Genomic DNA, 17036 nt, shown 5'->3' on the forward strand with positions numbered 1-17036 from the left:
GTCCCCTCACGCCAGCCCCAGGCAGCGGTCCCAGGCGAGCGGGGACGTCTCCGGGGGAAGGAGAGCGAGCGCCACCCCTGCCGCGCCCTCCAGCAGCCCCGCCACGTTCAACGCGCGGTGCGGATCGGGGGATCGGGCCGCGGCCGGATAGCGCATGAGGTGCCGGAAGCCGAACGGGGCTGATTCGTCGGCGAGTTCGAGGACCCGGCGGCGTACGGGCTCGGCGTGGGCGGCGAGCTCCGCGCTGCCGGCTTCGTCCGCCACGCGCAGGACGATGCGGAGGAGACCCGCGTACCCGTGGCAGAGGGTCGGACCCTCGATCGCCCACCTCGACGGGTCGCGCCGCAGCGCCGTCTCCAACGCGGTGACCGCGGCACGGCACCACGGCTCCTCGCCGAGTGCGCAGCCGGCGCGGTGGAGCGCGGCGGCGACGCCCGGCGTGCCGTAGCACCAGGCGGTCCGGGTGAAGAGCGCCGAGGGGCGCTTCGAGCCGGATGCCGTCTCGTCCTCGCGGGGGACACGGGCCGGCCAGTAGGGGCCGGCGTCGTCGTGGAGCGTCCAGCCGATGAGCCACTCGGCGATGCGGCGCACGGCGTCGCGTGTGCCGGGAACCTCGCGCCCGGCGGTGCAGGACTCGGCGAGGACCGAGAGAGGGCCCGCAATGCCGTGTGCCATACCGAGGTTGAGGTCACCGCCCGGATAGGTCCTGCGGTCACGGTCGCTGACCTGGAGTTCGGCCGGAACCCACCAGCCGGGGAGCACGTCCGCGCCGACACGGACCGGCTCGGTGAGACGGACGAGGTGGCGCAGGGAGGCGTCGAGCGCCGACTCGACCTCCGGGCTCGTCTCCGCAGGGTCCGTCGCGGAGTCGAGGAGCAGCCGCGCCGTCCCCGAGAGGCCGTTGACGAGGTCGTAGGCGCCCCAGCCGACGCCGGGGGTGCGGGCGCGGGCGTCGAAGGCGCGCAGCCTCGTCGCCTGGTCGTCGGCGACCCAGCGGGCCAGCCGCGAACGCAGCGTGGCGTAATGGCCGTCGGGGCCTGCGCAGGTCTGGGCGGCGGCCAGCAACGAGGCAGGGCCGGAGAAGAGACCGTGACTCGGCGACGCCGCCATCGCACCGGCGGCGGCCTGGAGGTGGCGGTGTGCCACGGTGCGCCACCGCTCGTCGGTGCGGGCGAGCTCGCCGTAGAGGAGCGCGGTGCCGGGGAGTCCGTTGGCGAGGGTCGTCGGGCCCCACATGACGGCGTCGTAGATCGGGTCGCGGTTGTCGTCCCTGGAGGCCACGGCGGCGGTGTGCGCGGGGTCGGCGAGGCGCTCGGCGACGAGGGAGACCGCCTCCTCCGCGCTGACGGTGCAGGTCTGCTTCATGCGTGGTGCCTCCGCCGGTTGAGGTTGTCCTGGACGGCTCCGCGTGCGATGCCGAGCACTTTCGCCTCCTGCGCGCTGTCCCCGCCGAAGAGACGGTTGCAGGCCATGTGGAGGAGGCTGCCGACGACGCGGCCCCGCGGCGTCGACGACGCCTCGCGGACGCGCGCGGCGAGCCGCCGCACCGCCTCGTCGCGCGGCAGCAGGGCCTCGCGTATCCGCTGCCCCGTACCGTCGCCGGTGAGCGCGGGGAAGCCGGCGTACGGGTCGACCAGGCGTCGCCACCGTCCGGCGCCCGCCCGGTACTCCTGGGGAAGGTCCCGGCGCGAGCCCGTCATGGAGAGCCAGGCCGCAGCCGAGTCGTCCCCGAAGTCGCCCGCGAGGAGCGGGTCTTCGGGGCCCGGTGGGCCGAAGGCGTGGGCGAGGGAGGCGACGGAAACGGCGGCGAGGCTCTCCACGTCGTGGTCGTTCTCCGGCTCCTTGGCGAGGCGGAGCAGTTCCAGCGCCGCCTCGCTGTCGTACCGGAAGACCTGCTCGGCGAGGTGTTGTGCCGTGGGGCCTCCGTACCGTTCCGTCTCCGGGTCGTACTGCGCCAGCGTGTGGCTGCGGACGAGACCGGCGCGCTGCCACTCCCCGAGCAGGGCGCCGACGGCCGGTGCCACCCGCCCCCACAGGCGGTCGGCGGCTTCCGCGTGGAGGCGTACACGGAGGTGGTGCCCGGACGGGTCGGTGTAGCGGAGGAAGAACCAGCCGTCGGCTCCCTTCTCGCCGGCGAGGTTGACGAGCGCGGGCAGGTGGTCGCGGAGGAGCGCGTCCTGGCAGCGGGCCGGGCCGTGCAGTTTGAGGTAGATCCAGTTGCCGCCGAGCCCGTGCACGGTGCGCTCCGGCTGGTGGCGTCCCGCGTACCCGCGCCGCGGCGGGACGTCGGGGCGGCGGGTGAGCGGGACGACCAACTCCGTCGCGTGTCCGGCGAAGGGACTCTCCAGCCAACCCTCGTGCTCTCCCGGGACCTCCTGCGCGATCAGTTCCGGGTTGCGGCAGAGCTGGTCGCGGAGGAGCTCGCGGTGCCAGGCGTCGTCGAGATCGAGCGTGAGTCGCTGGTCGGCTGCGACGGCGAGGACGAGCCGCGGCACCTGCCACCACTCCCGCCACCGTGCGAGGGTCGCCTCCCAGCCCGCGCCCGACTCCTCGGCTGCCGCCCGCAGTTCGTCGAGCCGCCAGACGGCGCTGGCGAGGACGAACCGGCCGTGGCGGACGCGCGGCACGAAAGGCGCGTCCGCGAGCGGCCCCCAGTTCCACGGCTCCCACAGCCGCTGGCCCTCGAGTCCGATCTCCCACAGCAGCCGCACCGCGTTGGGCGCTTGGGCCGGCGCGCTGACCATGTTGCCCAGAACGGGGACGAGTTCGCGGCCGGTCGGCAGGTGGACCGCCGTCATCCGCTCCAAGGTCGCGCCGATACCGACCTCCTCGATCGGCAGCTCCTCGACGCCCACCGCGTCCGGCACGCCGACCGAGATCCGCCTGCCGGTGCCCGGGACCGTGTGCGCGAGGTTGGCGGCTCGACCACCGCGCGGCCGGAAGGCGAGGTCCACGGGGCCGGCGCCCGCCACGTGCGCGGGGACGTCCCGGTGGAGCGCGGAGAAGCGGGCCCGCCACTCCGTGTCGAGGTCCGCGAACCGTGCGAAAGTCGACCCGGCCCGGTGCGAGCCCGGCGAGGGAGAGAGGAAGACGCGGAACTCGCCCTCGCCGAGCGCGTCGGCGCCCGGTGCCGTCACCTGGACGGTGACCTCGCACGAGGCAGGCAGGTCGGCAGGGTCCGCCGAGCCGCGCACGAATTCCGCCAACTCCGCGTCGCTCAGGACCACTTCGCGGCGTCCGGCCCGTTGGGCGCGGGCGACGAGGCGGGCCATCGCACGGTCCCTGCCCACCGAGCGCGCGTCCTCGGGCGGCACCTCGGGGGCCTCGCTGTTCGGCCAGCCGTACCCGGCAGGGGCACCGAGGCCCGTCGCCTCGTCGAGGAGCTCCAGCACAGGGACGAGACGGTCGGCGCCGTAGACGTCGAGGAAGCGGCGGTGGTACTCGCGGAGGGCGAAGAGACCGAGCTTGGGGCGGGAGAGGCGCCACATCACCTCGGCGGCGCGCTCGACCTCGGAGCGGACGACGTGCGGGAGCCGCAGCTCGGTGTCGAGCCGCGTGTCGATGTGGAGCGGAGTGTCGTCCGGCTCCGCTGCGCGAGCGGTGTCGAGGAGGTGCCGGAGCCGCCCCGCGCCGGCGCCGACGGGGAGCGCGTCGTACGCGTGCCGCGCGTTGTCGAGTCGGTGCAGGGCCCGCCGCAGCTCCTCCGTCTCCCCCGACGTCCCGTCCCCACATGCCGCTCGGTCGAGGACGTCGAGCACGTGCCGGAGCGGGTCGCCGCCGTCGAGCGGCGGGCGGACCTCGGTGATCAGCAACTCCTCCCGGACCAGCGCGGCGAGGAGCGTACGCACGCGCTCCACCGCTACCTCGGGGAACGCTGCGGAGAGATCCCCGACGAGCTTTCCGTACGGCACGGGGCACCGCGCCTTCGCCACGGCCTCGGCGACGAGAGGTGTGCGCCGCACGGAGACCGTCGACCTGTCGGGCCCGTCGCCGCGCGGCGGGAGGCCGCGGGTGGACGGGTAGGCGAGCACGAGGCGGTCGCCTCGCACGCGGAGCCCCTGATGTGCCTGGACGTTGAGGGACGAGAGGACCGCTGCGTCGGCTTCCAGCCGGTTCCCCACTCTGGTGAGCCACTGCATGTCGACGTGGGTGCGCGTTCGGTGCGCCGGGCCGCGTTCCGCCTTCGCCGTCGAGTCGAACGTCCCGACCGCGACGCCCGCGAAGAGGCCGAACGGCGTCGGACGGGTGCGCCTGCGCACGTCGTACCTGAGCACGGCCAGCGACGCGCGGCGCAGGCGCGCGTCGGTGATCCCCTCCGCTCCGTGCTCGCGGACCCTGTCGACGAGCGAGGCGAGGCTGGGGGAGGCGAGGAGCAGCGCCTCGTGGAGCTCGGCGTCCTCCCCGGCGGACGCCAGCACCGCGGCGCACGCCTCCCGCTGGCGCGGTTCGCCCGCATGCCCGGTGGGCAGCCCGGGCGCCCGCGGGTTCAGTGGGGACCTGCACAGGAAGAGGTCGGCCGCCCTGAAAAGCGGCACGCCGTCCCTGCGGTGCGTGTCCGAGATGCTCGGCTCCCGCATGTCTCCCCCTGGTCGTCTGCTTCCGGTGCCCGGCCGCGGGCGGGTCGTGCCGGGGAGGGACGCGCGGTCCCTCCCCGGCACGGGTGTCAGCAGCAGTGGCTGCAGCCGGAGCCGCCGCCCTCACTGGTGCAGCCCGGGGTGCAGTAGGAGATGCTGGTGACGGCCGGGCCGGCCACCGACTTCTCCACACCGATCTCCAGGTCGAGGTCGAGCAGCCCCTCGTCGTTCCTCACGTCAGCGGGAGAGTTGATACCCACATCGGCCTCCTTCGTCGAGAACAGACAGGTGTGCACCGGATCGATCCGAGTTATACGCAAGCACGTCTGTGCCTCCCGACTCACCGGGTAGCTGGGGAAATGGCAGTGATGGCAGGTTCGTGGCAGGGGCGCACCCGAGGGGCGCGCGGCGGAGGCCGTGCCGCAACCTTCTTGGGGAATTGCGCAGACAACCGTGAACCGCGTCCGTCAGCAGCGCTACACACAAGATGTGTGTTCCGACGAGACTCTGCTGACCGCTGCCGCGCACGGCGACCAGTCGGCCCTGCGGGACCTGTACGAGAGACACGCTGCCGCCATGCTGCGCCTCATCCGCAGGCTCACTTCGGACCAGGGCGTAGCCGAGGAGATCCTCCAGGAGTCATGGCTGGCCGTCTGGCGCTCCGCTACGGGCTTCCGAGGCGAATCCTCCGTGCGCAGCTGGCTGTTGGGCGTCGCACGGCGGCAGGCACACAACCAGCTGCGCCGCTCCCGTCCCCGCTTCGCCGACCTCGCCGAGGCGTACGAGGTCCCCGACCCCGCCCCCGGCGTCGAGGAACAGGTCGTCGTCGCAGCCGAGCGCGACGCACTGCGCACGGCCGTCAGGGCCCTGCCGGAACACCTGCGCGAAGTCCTCGCGCTCGTGCTCGTCGAAGACCTGGCCTACCCGGAGGTGGCGGAGGTGCTGGAGATCCCCGTCGGTACCGTCAAAAGCCGCATGTCGCACGCCCGCAAGCGGCTCGGCAACATGCTCGCCGCCACGCGGCTGGAAGGAACGGCGCGACGATGAAGCAACCACCCCACCTGGAGGACGACGCCCTCGCAGCCCTCGCCACATCGACCGCGGACGAGGCGCGCCCCGCGCACCTCGCAGAATGCGCCGCCTGCCGCAGCCGCCTCGCCTGGTGGCAGGGCATCACCGACGCCGTCCGCACCGACGAAGCGGCGCGCACCGCAGCCGCGCCCTCCTTCGACGCCCTCGTCGCTCCGGCCCTCACCCCGCCGACCGCCCCGCAACCGCAGCCCGTCCTGTCGACGGCGCCCCACCGTCCGTCACCCGCGCGCACGCTCCGCCTCGCCGGACAACTCGTCCAGCGCCAGGCGAAGCTGCTCCCCCGAGCCTGGGCGCCGCTCAGCGCGGCCGGCCTCCTCGCCGCCGCTCTGCTCGCACCGCTCCTCGGCGACCCGAGCACGACGCTCCGCGCCTTCTCCGCCGCCGCGGTCCTCGTCCTCCTGCTCGGCGCCCTCCTCGTCAGCTCCCCCAGAACCGACCCAAGACACGAGCTGATGCACACCCTCCCGACCTCGCCGACGAGCGTCTTCCTCGCCCGCACCACAGCCGTGCTCACCCTCGACCTGCTGCTCGCGCTCGGCTGCTCCGCGCTCCTCGGCGACCTCGGCTGGTGGACGGCCGTCTCCGGCTGGCTCGGACAGGGCCTCCTCGCCTCCACCGCTGCCCTCGCCCTCTCCCTCCGGCTCGGCGCCGCCACCGGGGCCTCGGCCGGTGCGGCGATCTGGCTGCTGAGCGTCCTGACCGGACCCGACGGCCTCCTCACCAGCCCGCTCGCCGTCGTCCTCGACCCGCTCCTGACGACCTCCTGGTGGACGCTCGCCCTCTCCGCGCTCCTCCTCGCCTGGGCCGTGCGCCAGGTCCGCCGCTCTTCCGACACCCCCGCCGAACCCGCGTGAACCGCCCGCCGCCCAGCCGCTACGTACACGCACGTACCGCCTCCCGTGCCCGGCTCCCCCCGTTACCGGCAGGGGAGGCGGTACCTCCCACCAGACACCGACCACGCCGAGAGGGGGCCACAGACATGCGCACCGCATCCAACACCGCGTCGCCGCAGGCCTCTTGGGCCCAGGAAGCCCGTCGCTGCGGGAGAACCGCGCTCCTGCTGCCCGTGCTCGCCGCCGTCGCCGCGTTCGCCGCGTTCTCGGCGGGCCCACCGGAAGGGACCCTCCTCGGACGCCTCGTGCTCGAGTGCGCCCTGCCCGTCGCGACAGCACTCGCCTGCGCCACCGTGGTCGTACGCGAGCCCATGGCCGAGCTCCACATGACGCTGCCCACCGGCTACCCCCGTACCGTCACCCGCCGCCTGACCCTCGTCGGCGAAGCTTCGGCCGTCTCCGCGCTCCTCCTCGTCGCAGCCCTCCTGGCCACGGGGAGTTCCCCGGCGCCCGCCGCGACCCTCGTCGAACTCCTCGCCCACACCGTCCTGTTGAGCGGAACCGCCGTCTGGTCCGCCGTACGCTTCGGCTCGGGCGCTGCCGCCACCGGAACGGTCGCCGCCGTCGTCGTCGCCAAGGTCCTCCTCCTCGATCAGGCCGTCCCGCAGGCCACCGTCCAAGCGCCCTGGGCGCTTCTCGTAGGCGGCGCTCTCTTCCTGCTCGCCCTGCGCACCCTCGCCGACGCCGAGCGCTTCGCCCTGCGCCTGCAGGAGGTCTGATGAACGCGCTGCTGTGCACCGTGCGTTACGAGGCGCTCATGGCGGTACGACGCAAGGCGGTCCTCGGCACCGTCGTCCCGCTCACCGCGCTCAGCCTGCTCCTCGCCGTCACCTCGCCCGTCGTCACCGGCCACACCGACCCGACGGCCCGCGTCGGCGCCGTCGTGGTGCTGGTCAACACCTTCTGTGCCCTCGGTGTCGGCATCGCCCTCGCCGACCGGCTCCGCAGAGGCATGGAGACACGCGGCCTCGCCGACGTACTGGAGGCAACCCCCACCGCCGCCCTCTCGCGCAGCCTCGGCGCCTCGCTCGGGCCGCTGCTCACCGCGCTCACGCCCGTCGCCGTACCTCTCCTGCTCTACGGCGCCGTCGTCGCTGCTGCCGCCGCCTCGATCGTGCCGTTGGCCACCACGCTCACCGCTCTCGTCACCGCCGTACTCCCCGCTGCGCTCCTTGCCGCCTCGCTCGGCGGGCTGCTCGGCGCGCTGATGCCGGTAGCGGCCGCGCGCGGTGTCCTCGTCGCCGCGTGGCTGTGGGCCGTCCAGTTCCCGCCCGCGCTCTCGCCCGTCCCCACACCCACGGGCACCGTGTTCAGCCCGCTCGGCGGATACCCGCTCGTGGCCTGGGCCCACGCTCCGGAGGTCTGGGCACGCCGCGAGAGCACCGGCTTCGCACGCCCCGAAGTGACCGACGCGACAGCCCTGTTGAACCTGGCCCTCGTGGTGGCGCTCGCCCTCGCCTGCTACGCCCTCGGCCACCTCGCCACCCGACTGCGACGACACGGAGCGCCATGAACATCACCACCCGCCGACTCGCCAAGGTCTACCGCGGCGGCCACCGCGCGCTCGACGACGTCGGCCTCCACGTCGAAGGCGGCACCGTCGGGCTCCTCGGTGCCAACGGAGCGGGCAAGACCACACTCCTGCGCGTCCTCACCGGCATCCTGCGCCCGACCTCCGGCACCGTCGAGGTCGCCGGGCACGATCTCGCGACGGCCGCGGGCCGTACCGCGGTGAAACGCACACTCGGTTACCTTCCGCAGGAGCTCTCCCTCTACCCGGACCTGACGGCACGTGAGTTCCTCGACTACATCGGCGTCCTCAAGGGGCTCGACGACAAGCGCGAGCGTCGCAGACAGGTCGAGGAACACCTCGGTGACGTCGGCCTGGAGGACGCCGCGGAACGCCGCCTCTCCGGTTACTCCGGCGGCATGAAACGCAGAGTCGGCATCGCCCAGGCGCTCATGGGCGAGCCGACCGTACTCGTCGTCGACGAACCGACCACGGGCCTCGACCCGCACGAGCGCATGCGGTTCCGCAGGCTGCTCGCCGGACTCGGACGGGGGCGCACCGTGCTGCTCTCCACCCACATCCTCGACGACGTCGCACAGACTTGCCGCGAGGTCGCCGTACTCGACTCGGGGAAGCTCCTCTTCCACGACACCACGGCCGCGCTCGTCAGCCAGGCTGCCGGGCGCACTTGGGCCGTCACCGCGACAGAGGTCGGCGGCGGTCCGCCCCCGGAAGCAGACGTCGTCAGCGCGGCCACGACGTCAGCAGGTGCCGAGTACCGGATGGTTGCCGACGCCGCCCCGGCCGGCGGTCGACCAGCCGAACCCACTCTGGAGGACGGCTACGCCGCTCTCCTCCGCGACCACGCCCCCACCCGAGCTCACGCCACGGCAGGCCACAGCACGGCCCGGTCCACAGCAGAACCGCATCCACACGAGAGGAAGTAACCACGATGAGCCCCGCGGCCCCCCCACCCGCTGCAGCTCCGCGCGCCGAATCGCGCAGGCACACCAGGCGCCACGGCGCATTTCTCGGCGCGGCTCTCGCCGTGCTGGCGCTCGCCGGCACCGCCGGCTGCAAGGGCGAAGGGCGCGCCGACCCAGCCACCACCGATCCGGCACCGTTGCCGAGCCCCACGAGCACAAAACAGGAGATCGGCGAAGAGAACTTCGCCTACACCTGGCCGTTCACCGTCTCCCGTGGCACAGCCGAGTGCCGCAACGGTGACAAGGCCGTCTTCACCGTGCAGGGAGGCACGACCTATGCGCTCAACGACCGTGCGCGCCAAGCCGGTTACCCGGATGTCGCGCCCATCCGCGCATCGGGGAGCGGTGGCGGGGATATCAGCCTCGGCACCGTGTTGAGCCGCACCTTGAAGCTCTGCAACTCGTAGCGAAGGGGACGGCGCGGGCTCTCCGGGTCTCGCGCCGGCTCCCCAGCACGGTTTCATCCCACCGGTAGAGGCCGCGGGACAAACCCCAGGGAGAACCGTAAGCACAACGGGGGAGATCCAACTTGTTCGAGCAAGCGGGCCCCACGACGGGGCCCGGGCGTCAGGTCATCGCCCACCACGCACTCCGCGAGCTACTCGACTCGCCCCACACACCGCTCGGCAGACTCCGGGCCCAGCTGCCCCACATCCGTTTCGTCGCCTATCGGGACCTCGCCTCAGAGACGACAGTCCTCACCGCGCCGTTGCTGATGCCGTCGACGACCGAGTTCCAGAACGAGGAGTTGCGTGCCGTCCGTCTCAACCAGGCCACCGCTCTGATCGTCGCCGTCACGCATGATGTCTCCGGGCATCAGGCCTACCACGCCATACGTTCGGGCGCCGACCTCGTCTTCAACCTCGCCAATCCCAGCCGGGAGCAGCTCGACGCCGTCTGCGCACGGTGCATGAGCCACAGTTCCGCCGTGGTCGGTCTGAGTCAGCACAGCCGTTCTTCCTTCGTTGAAGCTGCAGGTGAGACGCGACCCGACGGCCATCCCGGTCCGTACGACGAGGAGTTGTTGAGACTGCTGGGCACTACGCTGACGGTCTCCGAGATCGCTCGGCGCTTCTACTGTTCCGAGCGCACCATGTACCGCCGCATCCGTCATCTCTACGACGCCTTCGGTGTCTCCCGCAGATCGGAGCTGATGGCGGCGGTCGCCAGGAACAACGGACGACCGAACGTCGTCGCCAGGCGCAATCTCTCGTCCAGCGACGCCAGTTGACGAGGTACTCGGCCGTGCCGGCCCCCGGGCGCTCGACTCCGGGGGCTCGTGCACGGCCGTCAGCGGATGCGTGCGTCCGCTGACTCCACAAGGCGGAAGAACCCCTGCTCGAGGTCCCCGTCCGGTGCGAGTCCGGCCAACGCTCCCTCGTACCGCGTACGGCCTTCGACGAGGACCTGGACCCGGTCGCATACCTGAGCAACCTCCGCGAGCTGGTGGCTGGCGAGGAGAATGGCCACGCCCTCGTCGGCGAGGGCCCGAATGATGCCGCGCATCTCCTTGATTCCTACGGGGTCCAGGCCGTTCGTCGGCTCGTCGAGGAGGAGAAGCCGAGGGCGGGCGAGAAGAGCCACGGCGATCCCGAGACGCCAGCGCATACCGAGCGAGTACGCTCCGACGCGCCTGCCGCCCACCCCGTCCATCTTCACCGTCTGCAGTGCGGGGGCGATCCATTCCTCAGGGACGCCGCGCAGCCGAGCGTGCACCTTCATCGTCTCGGCAGCCGTCAACGTGGGCCACAGACCGGGTACTTCGATGAGTGCTCCGACCTGCGCAAGGGACTCCCGGCCCACAGGACGGCCGAAGATATCGATCGTCCCCGACGTGGGCCGCTGAAGGCCCAGCATGGCTTTCATCAGGGTTGTCTTGCCGGCGCCGTTGGGGCCGAGGAGGCCGTAGACCTCCCCTGTCTCCACCGACAGATCGACACCGTCGAGGGCACGGTGCGAGCCGTAGTGCTTGTGGAGGCCACGGATGGTGAGCGCCGTACTCTCGGTCGGCGTCGAGGGCGCAGTGTCTGTCTGTTGTGCTCCGGGCATCTCAGATCTCCTTCCGGCTCATGTGGATTCGTCCGATGACGATCAGGACCGCCGTCAGCGCAGCCGCGAGCCCGAGTGCGAGGGGAATGGCTGACGGGTCTCTCACCGGGCTGTCTTCGGGAAGGGGCACGCCGTTCGGGCCGATGCCGGCGAGCGGCAGCACGACGCGCATCGGCCAGGCGAAGGGGACTGCGAACCAGAAGACCTTGTCGGAGACGAGCGCACCGCAGAGCAGCCCGGCCACACCGACCCCGATGCTCGGTCCCATGCCCCAGACGACCGCGCAGAGCACGGCGAGGGCCGTCATGGAGAGCCCGACCAGCCACGGCAGGTACACCGCGGGCAGGACCGTCCCCATCGCTTCGGGGAACGCACCGGCGAGGGCGGCGCCGAGCGCCAGCATGAGCAGCAGGACCGTCGAGGAGACGAAGCCGAGGACGCCGAGGGCTGCGACCTTGCCGACGAAGTAGCGGCCGCGCGGGACGCCGTAGGAGAGCAGCAGACGCCAGGCGTCCTGGTCGGCCCGGACGGAGAGGGCGGCGGCCAGGCCGGCAGTCATCGGGACGAGAACGCCCCAGAACTCCAGGGTCACGTTCTGGAAGACCTCGAACGTTCGCCCTGCCTTCGCCTCGGAGGAGCCGAGCGAGCCGAGGAACAGCGGCACCGTGATGATCACGGGGGCGAGGAGGTGGTACCAGAGGAGGAAGCCGCGGCGATGGCGGATGAGCTCCGTGCCGACGACCGTCACCAGCGACGGTGCGTCGCGACCGCGCGCGAGCGGCGGGGCCGACGTTTCGACTGTCATGCGATCTCCCAGAGGGACCGGTTCGGTGGACGGGGGGTACGTAGCGCTCCGGAGGATTGCGGTTCACGCCCGATGTGCGTGAAAGATCCGCTTCCCTGTGCGAGGCGTCGGCAGGACTGCCAGGCGACTGCCAAAAGGGCTGCCATCGCAGGACATGGGGGCAGCGGGGGTGCGAGCGTCAGAACGGCGTCGTTGGCCGAGTACAGGTCGGATGCCGTCGTGCCCACCTACCGGGAGGAATCCGTGAAGACGCTTCGCAGGGGAATCGCAGCAACCACCGTCGTACTCGCTCTCGGCGGCTTCGTCGCGCCCGCGGCGGCGGCCGCCGAGCAGGCAGCGGGCGCGCCGTCCAGCAGCGTGGCGGTGATGAGGACCTGGCACGCGACGGTGCAGTGCCAGATCGTCCGGATCAGCGACAACAACGCCATCAGGTACGAGCGGGCGGACGGGAGCGGCAACACCAAGGAGAAGGCGAAGAAGGCGGCCGAGCGCAACATCCACGTGCCCAAGGGGCACTACAAGCGGCACTGCGACGTCAAGCGGTACTGGTGAGCTGAGGGAGTTCGCCTCCCCGTTCGGCGTGAGGGGTCGGCCCGCGATGGCGGGCCGGCCCCTCACTGCGGCGGGTTGCCGTTGCGCGCTACGAGGAACGCGATGAGGCTCCGCCCGAGCGGCCAGGCACGGCATCACGCTGCACTGCTCGCTACCGCACCTCCTCAGCGGGAGTCGCTTCGCCAGGCGCTGCTTCGCCGATCGCCGTCGGGTGCCTCCAATCCGCCTCGCGCCGGCCCGTTCCACTTGACACCGCTTGGAAGGATTCCTCCCGGCCGCTGACGATTCACACGCTCCGGGCTCATCGACCGGTCCTTCCTTCGCCCGCCCTCGAACGAGCCCCGTTCCCCTGCTCCGCGGGTTGCGTTTCTTCACTCGACGGTCTGCGGCGCTGGAAGGTTCGTCCCGCGATACCCGCAGCACTGCCGTCTGCTGCGACTCGCAGAAGAGTCTGGCCAACGGGTTGCCCACGGGCGCGGTGCCTCCGGCCCGCAGGCGGGCCTCGCGATTCTGCCGCTGACGGTCTCCGCGGTGATGGCCCAGAGCTGGGCCCGTATCGAGCAGTCGACCGGAAGGGACGGCGCCGAGCCTCTGCCATCCGCCGAGGCGGATGGGCGCTCGCGGAAGCCGGCCTCCTGCCCCCGTCCGCTTCCCAGCGGGCGTGTGGTCCTGGCGCCGTCACAGGAGCCCCGCAAAGTGTTCCCTGAGCCGGAGGCCCGAGACGGCACCCACGAGGGAGGTGACCGGCTCCCCGTCCCGGAAGCCGATCAGTGTCGGCATGGCGAGCACCGAGTAGTCGGACTGCGTACGAGGGTTGGACTCCACGTCCATGGTCAGAACCTTCAAGGCTCCTGCTCGTTCAGCTGCGAGCCGGGTGAGCACCGGGAGCATCATCCGGCACGGAGGACACCACGAAGCGGTGAATTCGACGAGGACGGGGACGGGGGAATCGATCACTTCCTTCTCGAAGTCGGCGTCGGTGACGGCGAGCAGGTCGGCTGTGGCTGTCATCGCTTCTCCTTGTGGGGAACCGGGAGTCGGGGCGGCGGGGTCGCTTGCGCGGAACGGTCCGGTGAGGACGGGGAAAGAGGAAGGCCGGTGCCGGTCAACATGCAGGCAGGAACGTTGCCTTCCGGCTCGGACGGTGCTGGATGTTCCTCGGCACGGCGGAGACGGTCCTCGATCTCCTGGCGCACGGCATCCAACCGAGCGGTGAGTGAGTCGAGTTCGGCGAGCTTGCTCCGGTAGGCGTCGAGCGAGGCCGAGCAGGCGTCTCCCTCGGTGTGCCCGGCCTGCAGGCAGTCGAGAAACGGCTTCGTCTCCTCCAGGCCGAAGCCGACCTCCCGCAGCACGCGGATCTGGAGGAGTTGGAGCACCGCAACCGGGTCGTAGGTGCGGTGGCCCAGTGCGTCGCGGCGGGAAGTGAGGAGTCCTCGGGACTCGTAGTAGCGCAGGGCGCGCGGGGTGGTCTCGGCGAGGTGTGCCAGTTGTCCGATGCGCATCGGTCCTCCAGCGGGCGGGACGTAGTGAGGTCTTCGACGCTAGGGCTTGACGTCCACGTCAGGGCCAAAGCCTGTGGATAACTGGCGAGTTGTGGGTAAGCCGCTCACCTCGAGGGGTGGTCCATCGGCTCAGCTTGTGGATAACTGCCGTCGAGTCGCCGGGCCCTTCTAGGGTCGACGGCATGGAACCCAGAGCGACTGCTGCGGTGCTCTCGGTGAGCACACGAACCAAGGCGATCGAGCACGGCAAACCACCGGAAGGCCGCGGGACTTGCCTGCTCGCCCGGAGCCCCGGTGCGACGCGCACGCCGGCGCATGAGTACGGCGTCCCGTCCGCTCGCGCGGCCGGGCAATCCCCGATCCGGGTGGCCGGCCACGCCAGGGTGAATCGCACAGCTCGGCCGCCGCCCTCTGCCGCCTCGTCTTGGGACAGCCGAGGCCTTACTCGAGCCGATCGAACTTTCACTCGACGATCCACTCCCGTCGAGCCGTGACGCCACCCCTGGGAGCGTCGTTTTTCCGAGCATCCGTCCGAACGGGCAGCTTTTCAGGAGGAGTTGTGCGTACACGCCAAGTCGTTGTCGACTCTCATCTGCTATTCGAACGAGGCGAGCGGGTGCTGTTGGGCAGGCGCTCCCGGTACGCCGCTCGACAACCAGGGGTGTGGCAACTGCCCTCGAGCGTCGTCGTCGGATAGAGCGCACGCAGCAGTGCCGTGCGTCGAGCCGCAGAGGGCATCGGAGTCTCCGTGCAGGCGGAGGAGTTGGAGCTCGTCCACCTGCTGCATGTCGCAGGAACCGAGTCGGCGCACGGTCGCGTCGAGTGCGTTTTCCGCGTACATCACTGGAGCGGGGAACCCTCGCTGCGTCCCGGCGACGGTCGGCGAAACGGCACACCGTCGGAGGGGGACGGTGTGCCCTGTGCAGAACTCGCCTGGTGGCACAGGTTGTCGCTGCCCGGGCAGTTGACGTGGTCCGCCGGAGCAGCACTGGAGGGCATCGCCTCCGGTTGGAGCTACACGGACCTCGGATGGACGGCATGAGTGCCGCACTCGTGCCGGGGAGAGAAGCAGAGCACGTCCGGTCGTTGCCCGCGTCCGCGCTCTCGGTCGGAGAGGCAGCTTCGCGCCCGATCGGCCTCTCTGTCCTGCTGCAACGCGACGACGGCCGCGTGCTGCTCCTCCGGGCGGTCGACGGCATGGACGGCGGCGGTCGGTTGGCACCTTCGGCTGTCCGGGGAGCGAGGCGCGTCCGGCCCTCAGGGACGTGTCGCTCACCATCCCGGCGGGGAAGGCGGTGGTGCTCGCAGGTGAGAACGGCTCGGGGAAGACGACGCTGGTGAAGCTGCTCGCCGGTCTGTACACACCGCAGCCCGGGCGCATCCTCGGGGGCGGAGTGGACGGGCGGAGGCCGATCGCTCGTCGCTCGTCACCCAAGTCGCCACAGTCAACCAGGACTTCTACCGCTGGCCGTCCGCGGCAAGGGCCAACATCGCCCTGGGCCGTCCCGAGGCAGAACCGACCGAGCGGCGCCTCCGGCAGGCCGCGGTGCACGGCGGCGCGGCCTTGTCCATCTACGGGTTGCCCCCCGCGGGTGGACACGCTCCTCGTTCGAGGCTTCCGAGGCGGTCAACAGGTATCGGGAGGCGTGTGCCAGAAGATCGGAATCGCACGGGCTCGTTGTCGGGAGGCGCAGCTGCTCATCGTGGACGAGCCGACCGCGGCCCTCGACGCTCGCGCCGAGCTCCGCGTCTTCGACCAGATCCGCCGCCTCGTCGACCGAGGGCAGACCGTGGTTCTGATCGCCCGCAGGCTCGCCTCGTACGCATGGACGACCTGGTGTACGTCTTCGCCGAGGGAGGCATCTACCGACGGCTGTACGACCTCCGGGCCGCCCGGTTCGCGAGCCCGGCGGAGCAGCCAACGGCGGAGGCCGAGACGGTGACGGGCGACGCGACGATACTCACGCCGACGAACCGGATCTCGGCCAGGGCGACTCCCGGCGACAAGTGCCCTGCCGTCCCACGCCAGGACCCGGCCGGGAGAGGGAAGCGCTCACAACTGCGTCTGTTCCGGAGCGGGCACGCCATGATCCTGCCGCCCGAGCCCGGACAGCCGAGGCGCGTGCGGGCGCCGCGCGCCCGCACGCGGTGCCTCGTCGCGCTCACGTGTGCCCGTAAGGCGAGGGACTCCTCGAGCCTTCGGCGGCCTCCGTGCGTTTCTCAGCCGACAAAAGAGGGGTCATCAAATACCGGTGGTCACAAGGAAGTTGGAAGAACAGGCCGGCTACACGCCTTCGCGCGTCGCGGCCGACCAAGACGAAAACCCGTTCCGGCAAGCCAGATGTACAAGCCTCACTCAATGGAGTGAGCAATACGGAAGGACACCCCTGAGCCGGTGTCAGTGCTGCCTATGCTTGCGGGCCGCACATACCCGTATACCCGCGTATACGGCTCGGCCCCACCCAGTAGCCGGTGCGCTGTGCGCCCGGGCGTGCCCCACTCCAAGGTCCCTCATGGCATCCAAGGCATCCCCCGCCGACCGCGGGGGCCCGTTCCCGCTCAGCCCGCCGCCCGTCGTGCCCGGCGGCGCCGCGGGCGCCGTGCGCGTGGTGACCTCCGGGCGTCGGGTCCTCGCCGAATTCCTCGGTGAGATCGACCTGTTGGCGGTGGTCGACGCCGCTCCCAGGCTCGCCGACGCGCTCAGGACCGAGCGGCCTTACCTCACCGTCGATCTCCGCCCCGTCACGTTCATCGACGGCAGCGGCCTGACGCTCGTCGAGGAGCTCCACGCCCGGGTGACCCAGGAGCAGGGCGAGTACGTGCTCGTCTGCGACGACCCGAAGGTGCTGCGGCTGCTGGAGATCCTGGGCCTGCGTTCCCTCCTCGCGCCGGTTTCCGCCCCGAGGCTTCCGGAGGCCCGCCCACCGCACCCGTGAGACGGGAACCGGCGCCGCGGACGCAGGCCAGAAGGCGGCCCGGCACCGGATCGGGCCGGCATCGCGGAACGCAGCAGGCAGAGGCGGCAAACGCTGCGGGGCGGGACGGGCCTCAGACCCGTCCCGCCCCGCCGCAG

General features: G+C 71.5%; 18 protein-coding genes. 11 read left to right on the forward strand and 7 right to left on the reverse strand.

What is annotated here, in order from left to right; all coding sequences use genetic code 11:
- Nucleotides 1–6: 6 nt before the first annotated feature.
- The 3 genes from UWG_RS0105400 to UWG_RS32695 form a co-directional block, all read right to left on the reverse strand.
- Nucleotides 7–1365, reverse strand: coding sequence for a lanthionine synthetase C family protein (locus tag UWG_RS0105400; protein WP_016906181.1), 1359 nt, complete (start codon nucleotides 1363–1365; stop codon nucleotides 7–9).
- Nucleotides 1362–4577, reverse strand: coding sequence for a lantibiotic dehydratase (locus UWG_RS0105405; protein WP_016906182.1), 3216 nt, complete (start codon nucleotides 4575–4577; stop codon nucleotides 1362–1364). The genes UWG_RS0105400 and UWG_RS0105405 overlap by 4 nt, the downstream gene beginning before the upstream one ends.
- A gap of 86 nt (nucleotides 4578–4663) precedes the next feature.
- Nucleotides 4664–4834, reverse strand: a complete 171-nt coding sequence (locus UWG_RS32695; protein WP_019547644.1) for a gallidermin/nisin family lantibiotic — start codon at nucleotides 4832–4834, stop codon at nucleotides 4664–4666.
- Between the two features lie 229 nt (nucleotides 4835–5063).
- On the opposite strand from UWG_RS32695, the gene UWG_RS0105415 reads away from it, so the two are divergent.
- The 7 genes from UWG_RS0105415 (at nucleotide 5064) to UWG_RS0105445 (ending at nucleotide 10286) form a co-directional block, all read left to right on the forward strand.
- Nucleotides 5064–5621 (forward strand): RNA polymerase sigma factor, encoded by a 558-nt coding sequence (locus tag UWG_RS0105415; protein ID WP_016906184.1) that lies wholly within the window; start codon nucleotides 5064–5066, stop codon nucleotides 5619–5621.
- Nucleotides 5618–6520, forward strand: coding sequence for an anti-sigma factor (locus tag UWG_RS0105420; protein ID WP_016906185.1), 903 nt, complete (start codon nucleotides 5618–5620; stop codon nucleotides 6518–6520). The genes UWG_RS0105415 and UWG_RS0105420 overlap by 4 nt, the downstream gene beginning before the upstream one ends.
- Nucleotides 6521–6645: 125 nt before the next feature.
- Nucleotides 6646–7278: a hypothetical protein gene (locus UWG_RS0105425; RefSeq protein ID WP_016906186.1), complete on the forward strand. Its 633-nt coding sequence runs from the start codon at nucleotides 6646–6648 to the stop codon at nucleotides 7276–7278.
- Nucleotides 7278–8072, forward strand: a complete 795-nt coding sequence (locus UWG_RS0105430; protein WP_016906187.1) for a hypothetical protein — start codon at nucleotides 7278–7280, stop codon at nucleotides 8070–8072. Before UWG_RS0105425 ends, UWG_RS0105430 begins: the two co-directional genes overlap by 1 nt.
- Entirely contained in the window at nucleotides 8069–9016 is a 948-nt protein-coding gene (locus tag UWG_RS0105435; protein WP_016906188.1) for an ABC transporter ATP-binding protein, read from the forward strand. The genes UWG_RS0105430 and UWG_RS0105435 overlap by 4 nt, the downstream gene beginning before the upstream one ends.
- 101 nt (nucleotides 9017–9117) lie before the next feature.
- Nucleotides 9118–9462: a DUF2511 domain-containing protein gene (locus UWG_RS29515; protein ID WP_016906189.1), complete on the forward strand. Its 345-nt coding sequence runs from the start codon at nucleotides 9118–9120 to the stop codon at nucleotides 9460–9462.
- A gap of 122 nt (nucleotides 9463–9584) precedes the next feature.
- A complete protein-coding gene (locus UWG_RS0105445) occupies nucleotides 9585–10286 on the forward strand; it encodes a helix-turn-helix domain-containing protein (protein ID WP_016906190.1) in 702 nt (233 codons plus the stop codon).
- 59 nt (nucleotides 10287–10345) lie between these two features.
- On the opposite strand, the gene UWG_RS0105450 is transcribed toward UWG_RS0105445, so the two are convergent.
- Nucleotides 10346–11104: an ABC transporter ATP-binding protein gene (locus tag UWG_RS0105450; protein WP_016906191.1), complete on the reverse strand. Its 759-nt coding sequence runs from the start codon at nucleotides 11102–11104 to the stop codon at nucleotides 10346–10348.
- A 1-nt stretch (nucleotide 11105) separates the two neighbouring features.
- Nucleotides 11106–11909 (reverse strand): lantibiotic immunity ABC transporter MutE/EpiE family permease subunit, encoded by an 804-nt coding sequence (locus UWG_RS0105455; protein ID WP_016906192.1) that lies wholly within the window; start codon nucleotides 11907–11909, stop codon nucleotides 11106–11108.
- Nucleotides 11910–12128: 219 nt separating this feature from the next.
- Between UWG_RS0105455 and UWG_RS0105460 the strand changes: the two genes are divergently transcribed.
- Nucleotides 12129–12461, forward strand: coding sequence for a hypothetical protein (locus UWG_RS0105460; RefSeq protein WP_016906193.1), 333 nt, complete (start codon nucleotides 12129–12131; stop codon nucleotides 12459–12461).
- 678 nt (nucleotides 12462–13139) lie between these two features.
- Here the strand turns inward: UWG_RS0105460 and UWG_RS0105465 are convergent.
- Both UWG_RS0105465 and UWG_RS0105470 read right to left on the reverse strand, forming a co-directional pair.
- Nucleotides 13140–13472: a thioredoxin family protein gene (locus UWG_RS0105465; protein ID WP_016906194.1), complete on the reverse strand. Its 333-nt coding sequence runs from the start codon at nucleotides 13470–13472 to the stop codon at nucleotides 13140–13142.
- Complete coding sequence (locus tag UWG_RS0105470) at nucleotides 13469–13963, reverse strand: MerR family transcriptional regulator (protein WP_016906195.1); 495 nt, start codon at nucleotides 13961–13963, stop codon at nucleotides 13469–13471. Before UWG_RS0105470 ends, UWG_RS0105465 begins: the two co-directional genes overlap by 4 nt.
- Before the next feature lie 715 nt (nucleotides 13964–14678).
- Here UWG_RS0105470 and UWG_RS32960 point away from each other — a divergent pair.
- The 3 genes from UWG_RS32960 to UWG_RS0105475 all read left to right on the forward strand — a co-directional run bounded on the left by UWG_RS32960 (nucleotide 14679) and on the right by UWG_RS0105475 (nucleotide 16899).
- Entirely contained in the window at nucleotides 14679–15005 is a 327-nt protein-coding gene (locus UWG_RS32960) for an NUDIX hydrolase (protein WP_157838534.1), read from the forward strand.
- Between the two features lie 256 nt (nucleotides 15006–15261).
- The gene (locus UWG_RS34225) at nucleotides 15262–15906 is read left to right on the forward strand and encodes an ATP-binding cassette domain-containing protein (protein WP_420235612.1); all 645 of its coding nucleotides are present in this window, start codon (nucleotides 15262–15264) and stop codon (nucleotides 15904–15906) included.
- Nucleotides 15907–16476: 570 nt separating this feature from the next.
- Nucleotides 16477–16899, forward strand: coding sequence for an STAS domain-containing protein (locus UWG_RS0105475; RefSeq protein ID WP_016906196.1), 423 nt, complete (start codon nucleotides 16477–16479; stop codon nucleotides 16897–16899).
- Nucleotides 16900–17036: the final 137 nt, after the last annotated feature.

It is taken from the genome of Streptomyces xiaopingdaonensis (assembly GCF_000262345.1).
GTDB classification, from domain to species: domain Bacteria; phylum Actinomycetota; class Actinomycetes; order Streptomycetales; family Streptomycetaceae; genus Streptomyces; species Streptomyces xiaopingdaonensis.

What these genes read in the sequence shown, in the direction of transcription:
- UWG_RS0105430 (WP_016906187.1), top strand. Translation starts at nt 7,278, where the DNA reads ATGAACGCGCTGCTGTGCACCGTGCGTTACGAGGCGCTCATGGCGGTA.
- UWG_RS0105425 (WP_016906186.1), top strand. Translation starts at nt 6,646, where the DNA reads ATGCGCACCGCATCCAACACCGCGTCGCCGCAGGCCTCTTGGGCCCAG.
- UWG_RS0105455 (WP_016906192.1), bottom strand. Translation starts at nt 11,909, where the DNA reads ATGACAGTCGAAACGTCGGCCCCGCCGCTCGCGCGCGGTCGCGACGCA.
- UWG_RS0105450 (WP_016906191.1), bottom strand. Translation starts at nt 11,104, where the DNA reads ATGCCCGGAGCACAACAGACAGACACTGCGCCCTCGACGCCGACCGAG.
- UWG_RS0105465 (WP_016906194.1), bottom strand. Translation starts at nt 13,472, where the DNA reads ATGACAGCCACAGCCGACCTGCTCGCCGTCACCGACGCCGACTTCGAG.
- UWG_RS0105400 (WP_016906181.1), bottom strand. Translation starts at nt 1,365, where the DNA reads ATGAAGCAGACCTGCACCGTCAGCGCGGAGGAGGCGGTCTCCCTCGTC.
- UWG_RS0105420 (WP_016906185.1), top strand. Translation starts at nt 5,618, where the DNA reads ATGAAGCAACCACCCCACCTGGAGGACGACGCCCTCGCAGCCCTCGCC.
- UWG_RS0105475 (WP_016906196.1), top strand. Translation starts at nt 16,477, where the DNA reads ATGGCATCCAAGGCATCCCCCGCCGACCGCGGGGGCCCGTTCCCGCTC.
- UWG_RS0105470 (WP_016906195.1), bottom strand. Translation starts at nt 13,963, where the DNA reads ATGCGCATCGGACAACTGGCACACCTCGCCGAGACCACCCCGCGCGCC.
- UWG_RS0105405 (WP_016906182.1), bottom strand. Translation starts at nt 4,577, where the DNA reads ATGCGGGAGCCGAGCATCTCGGACACGCACCGCAGGGACGGCGTGCCG.
- UWG_RS0105435 (WP_016906188.1), top strand. Translation starts at nt 8,069, where the DNA reads ATGAACATCACCACCCGCCGACTCGCCAAGGTCTACCGCGGCGGCCAC.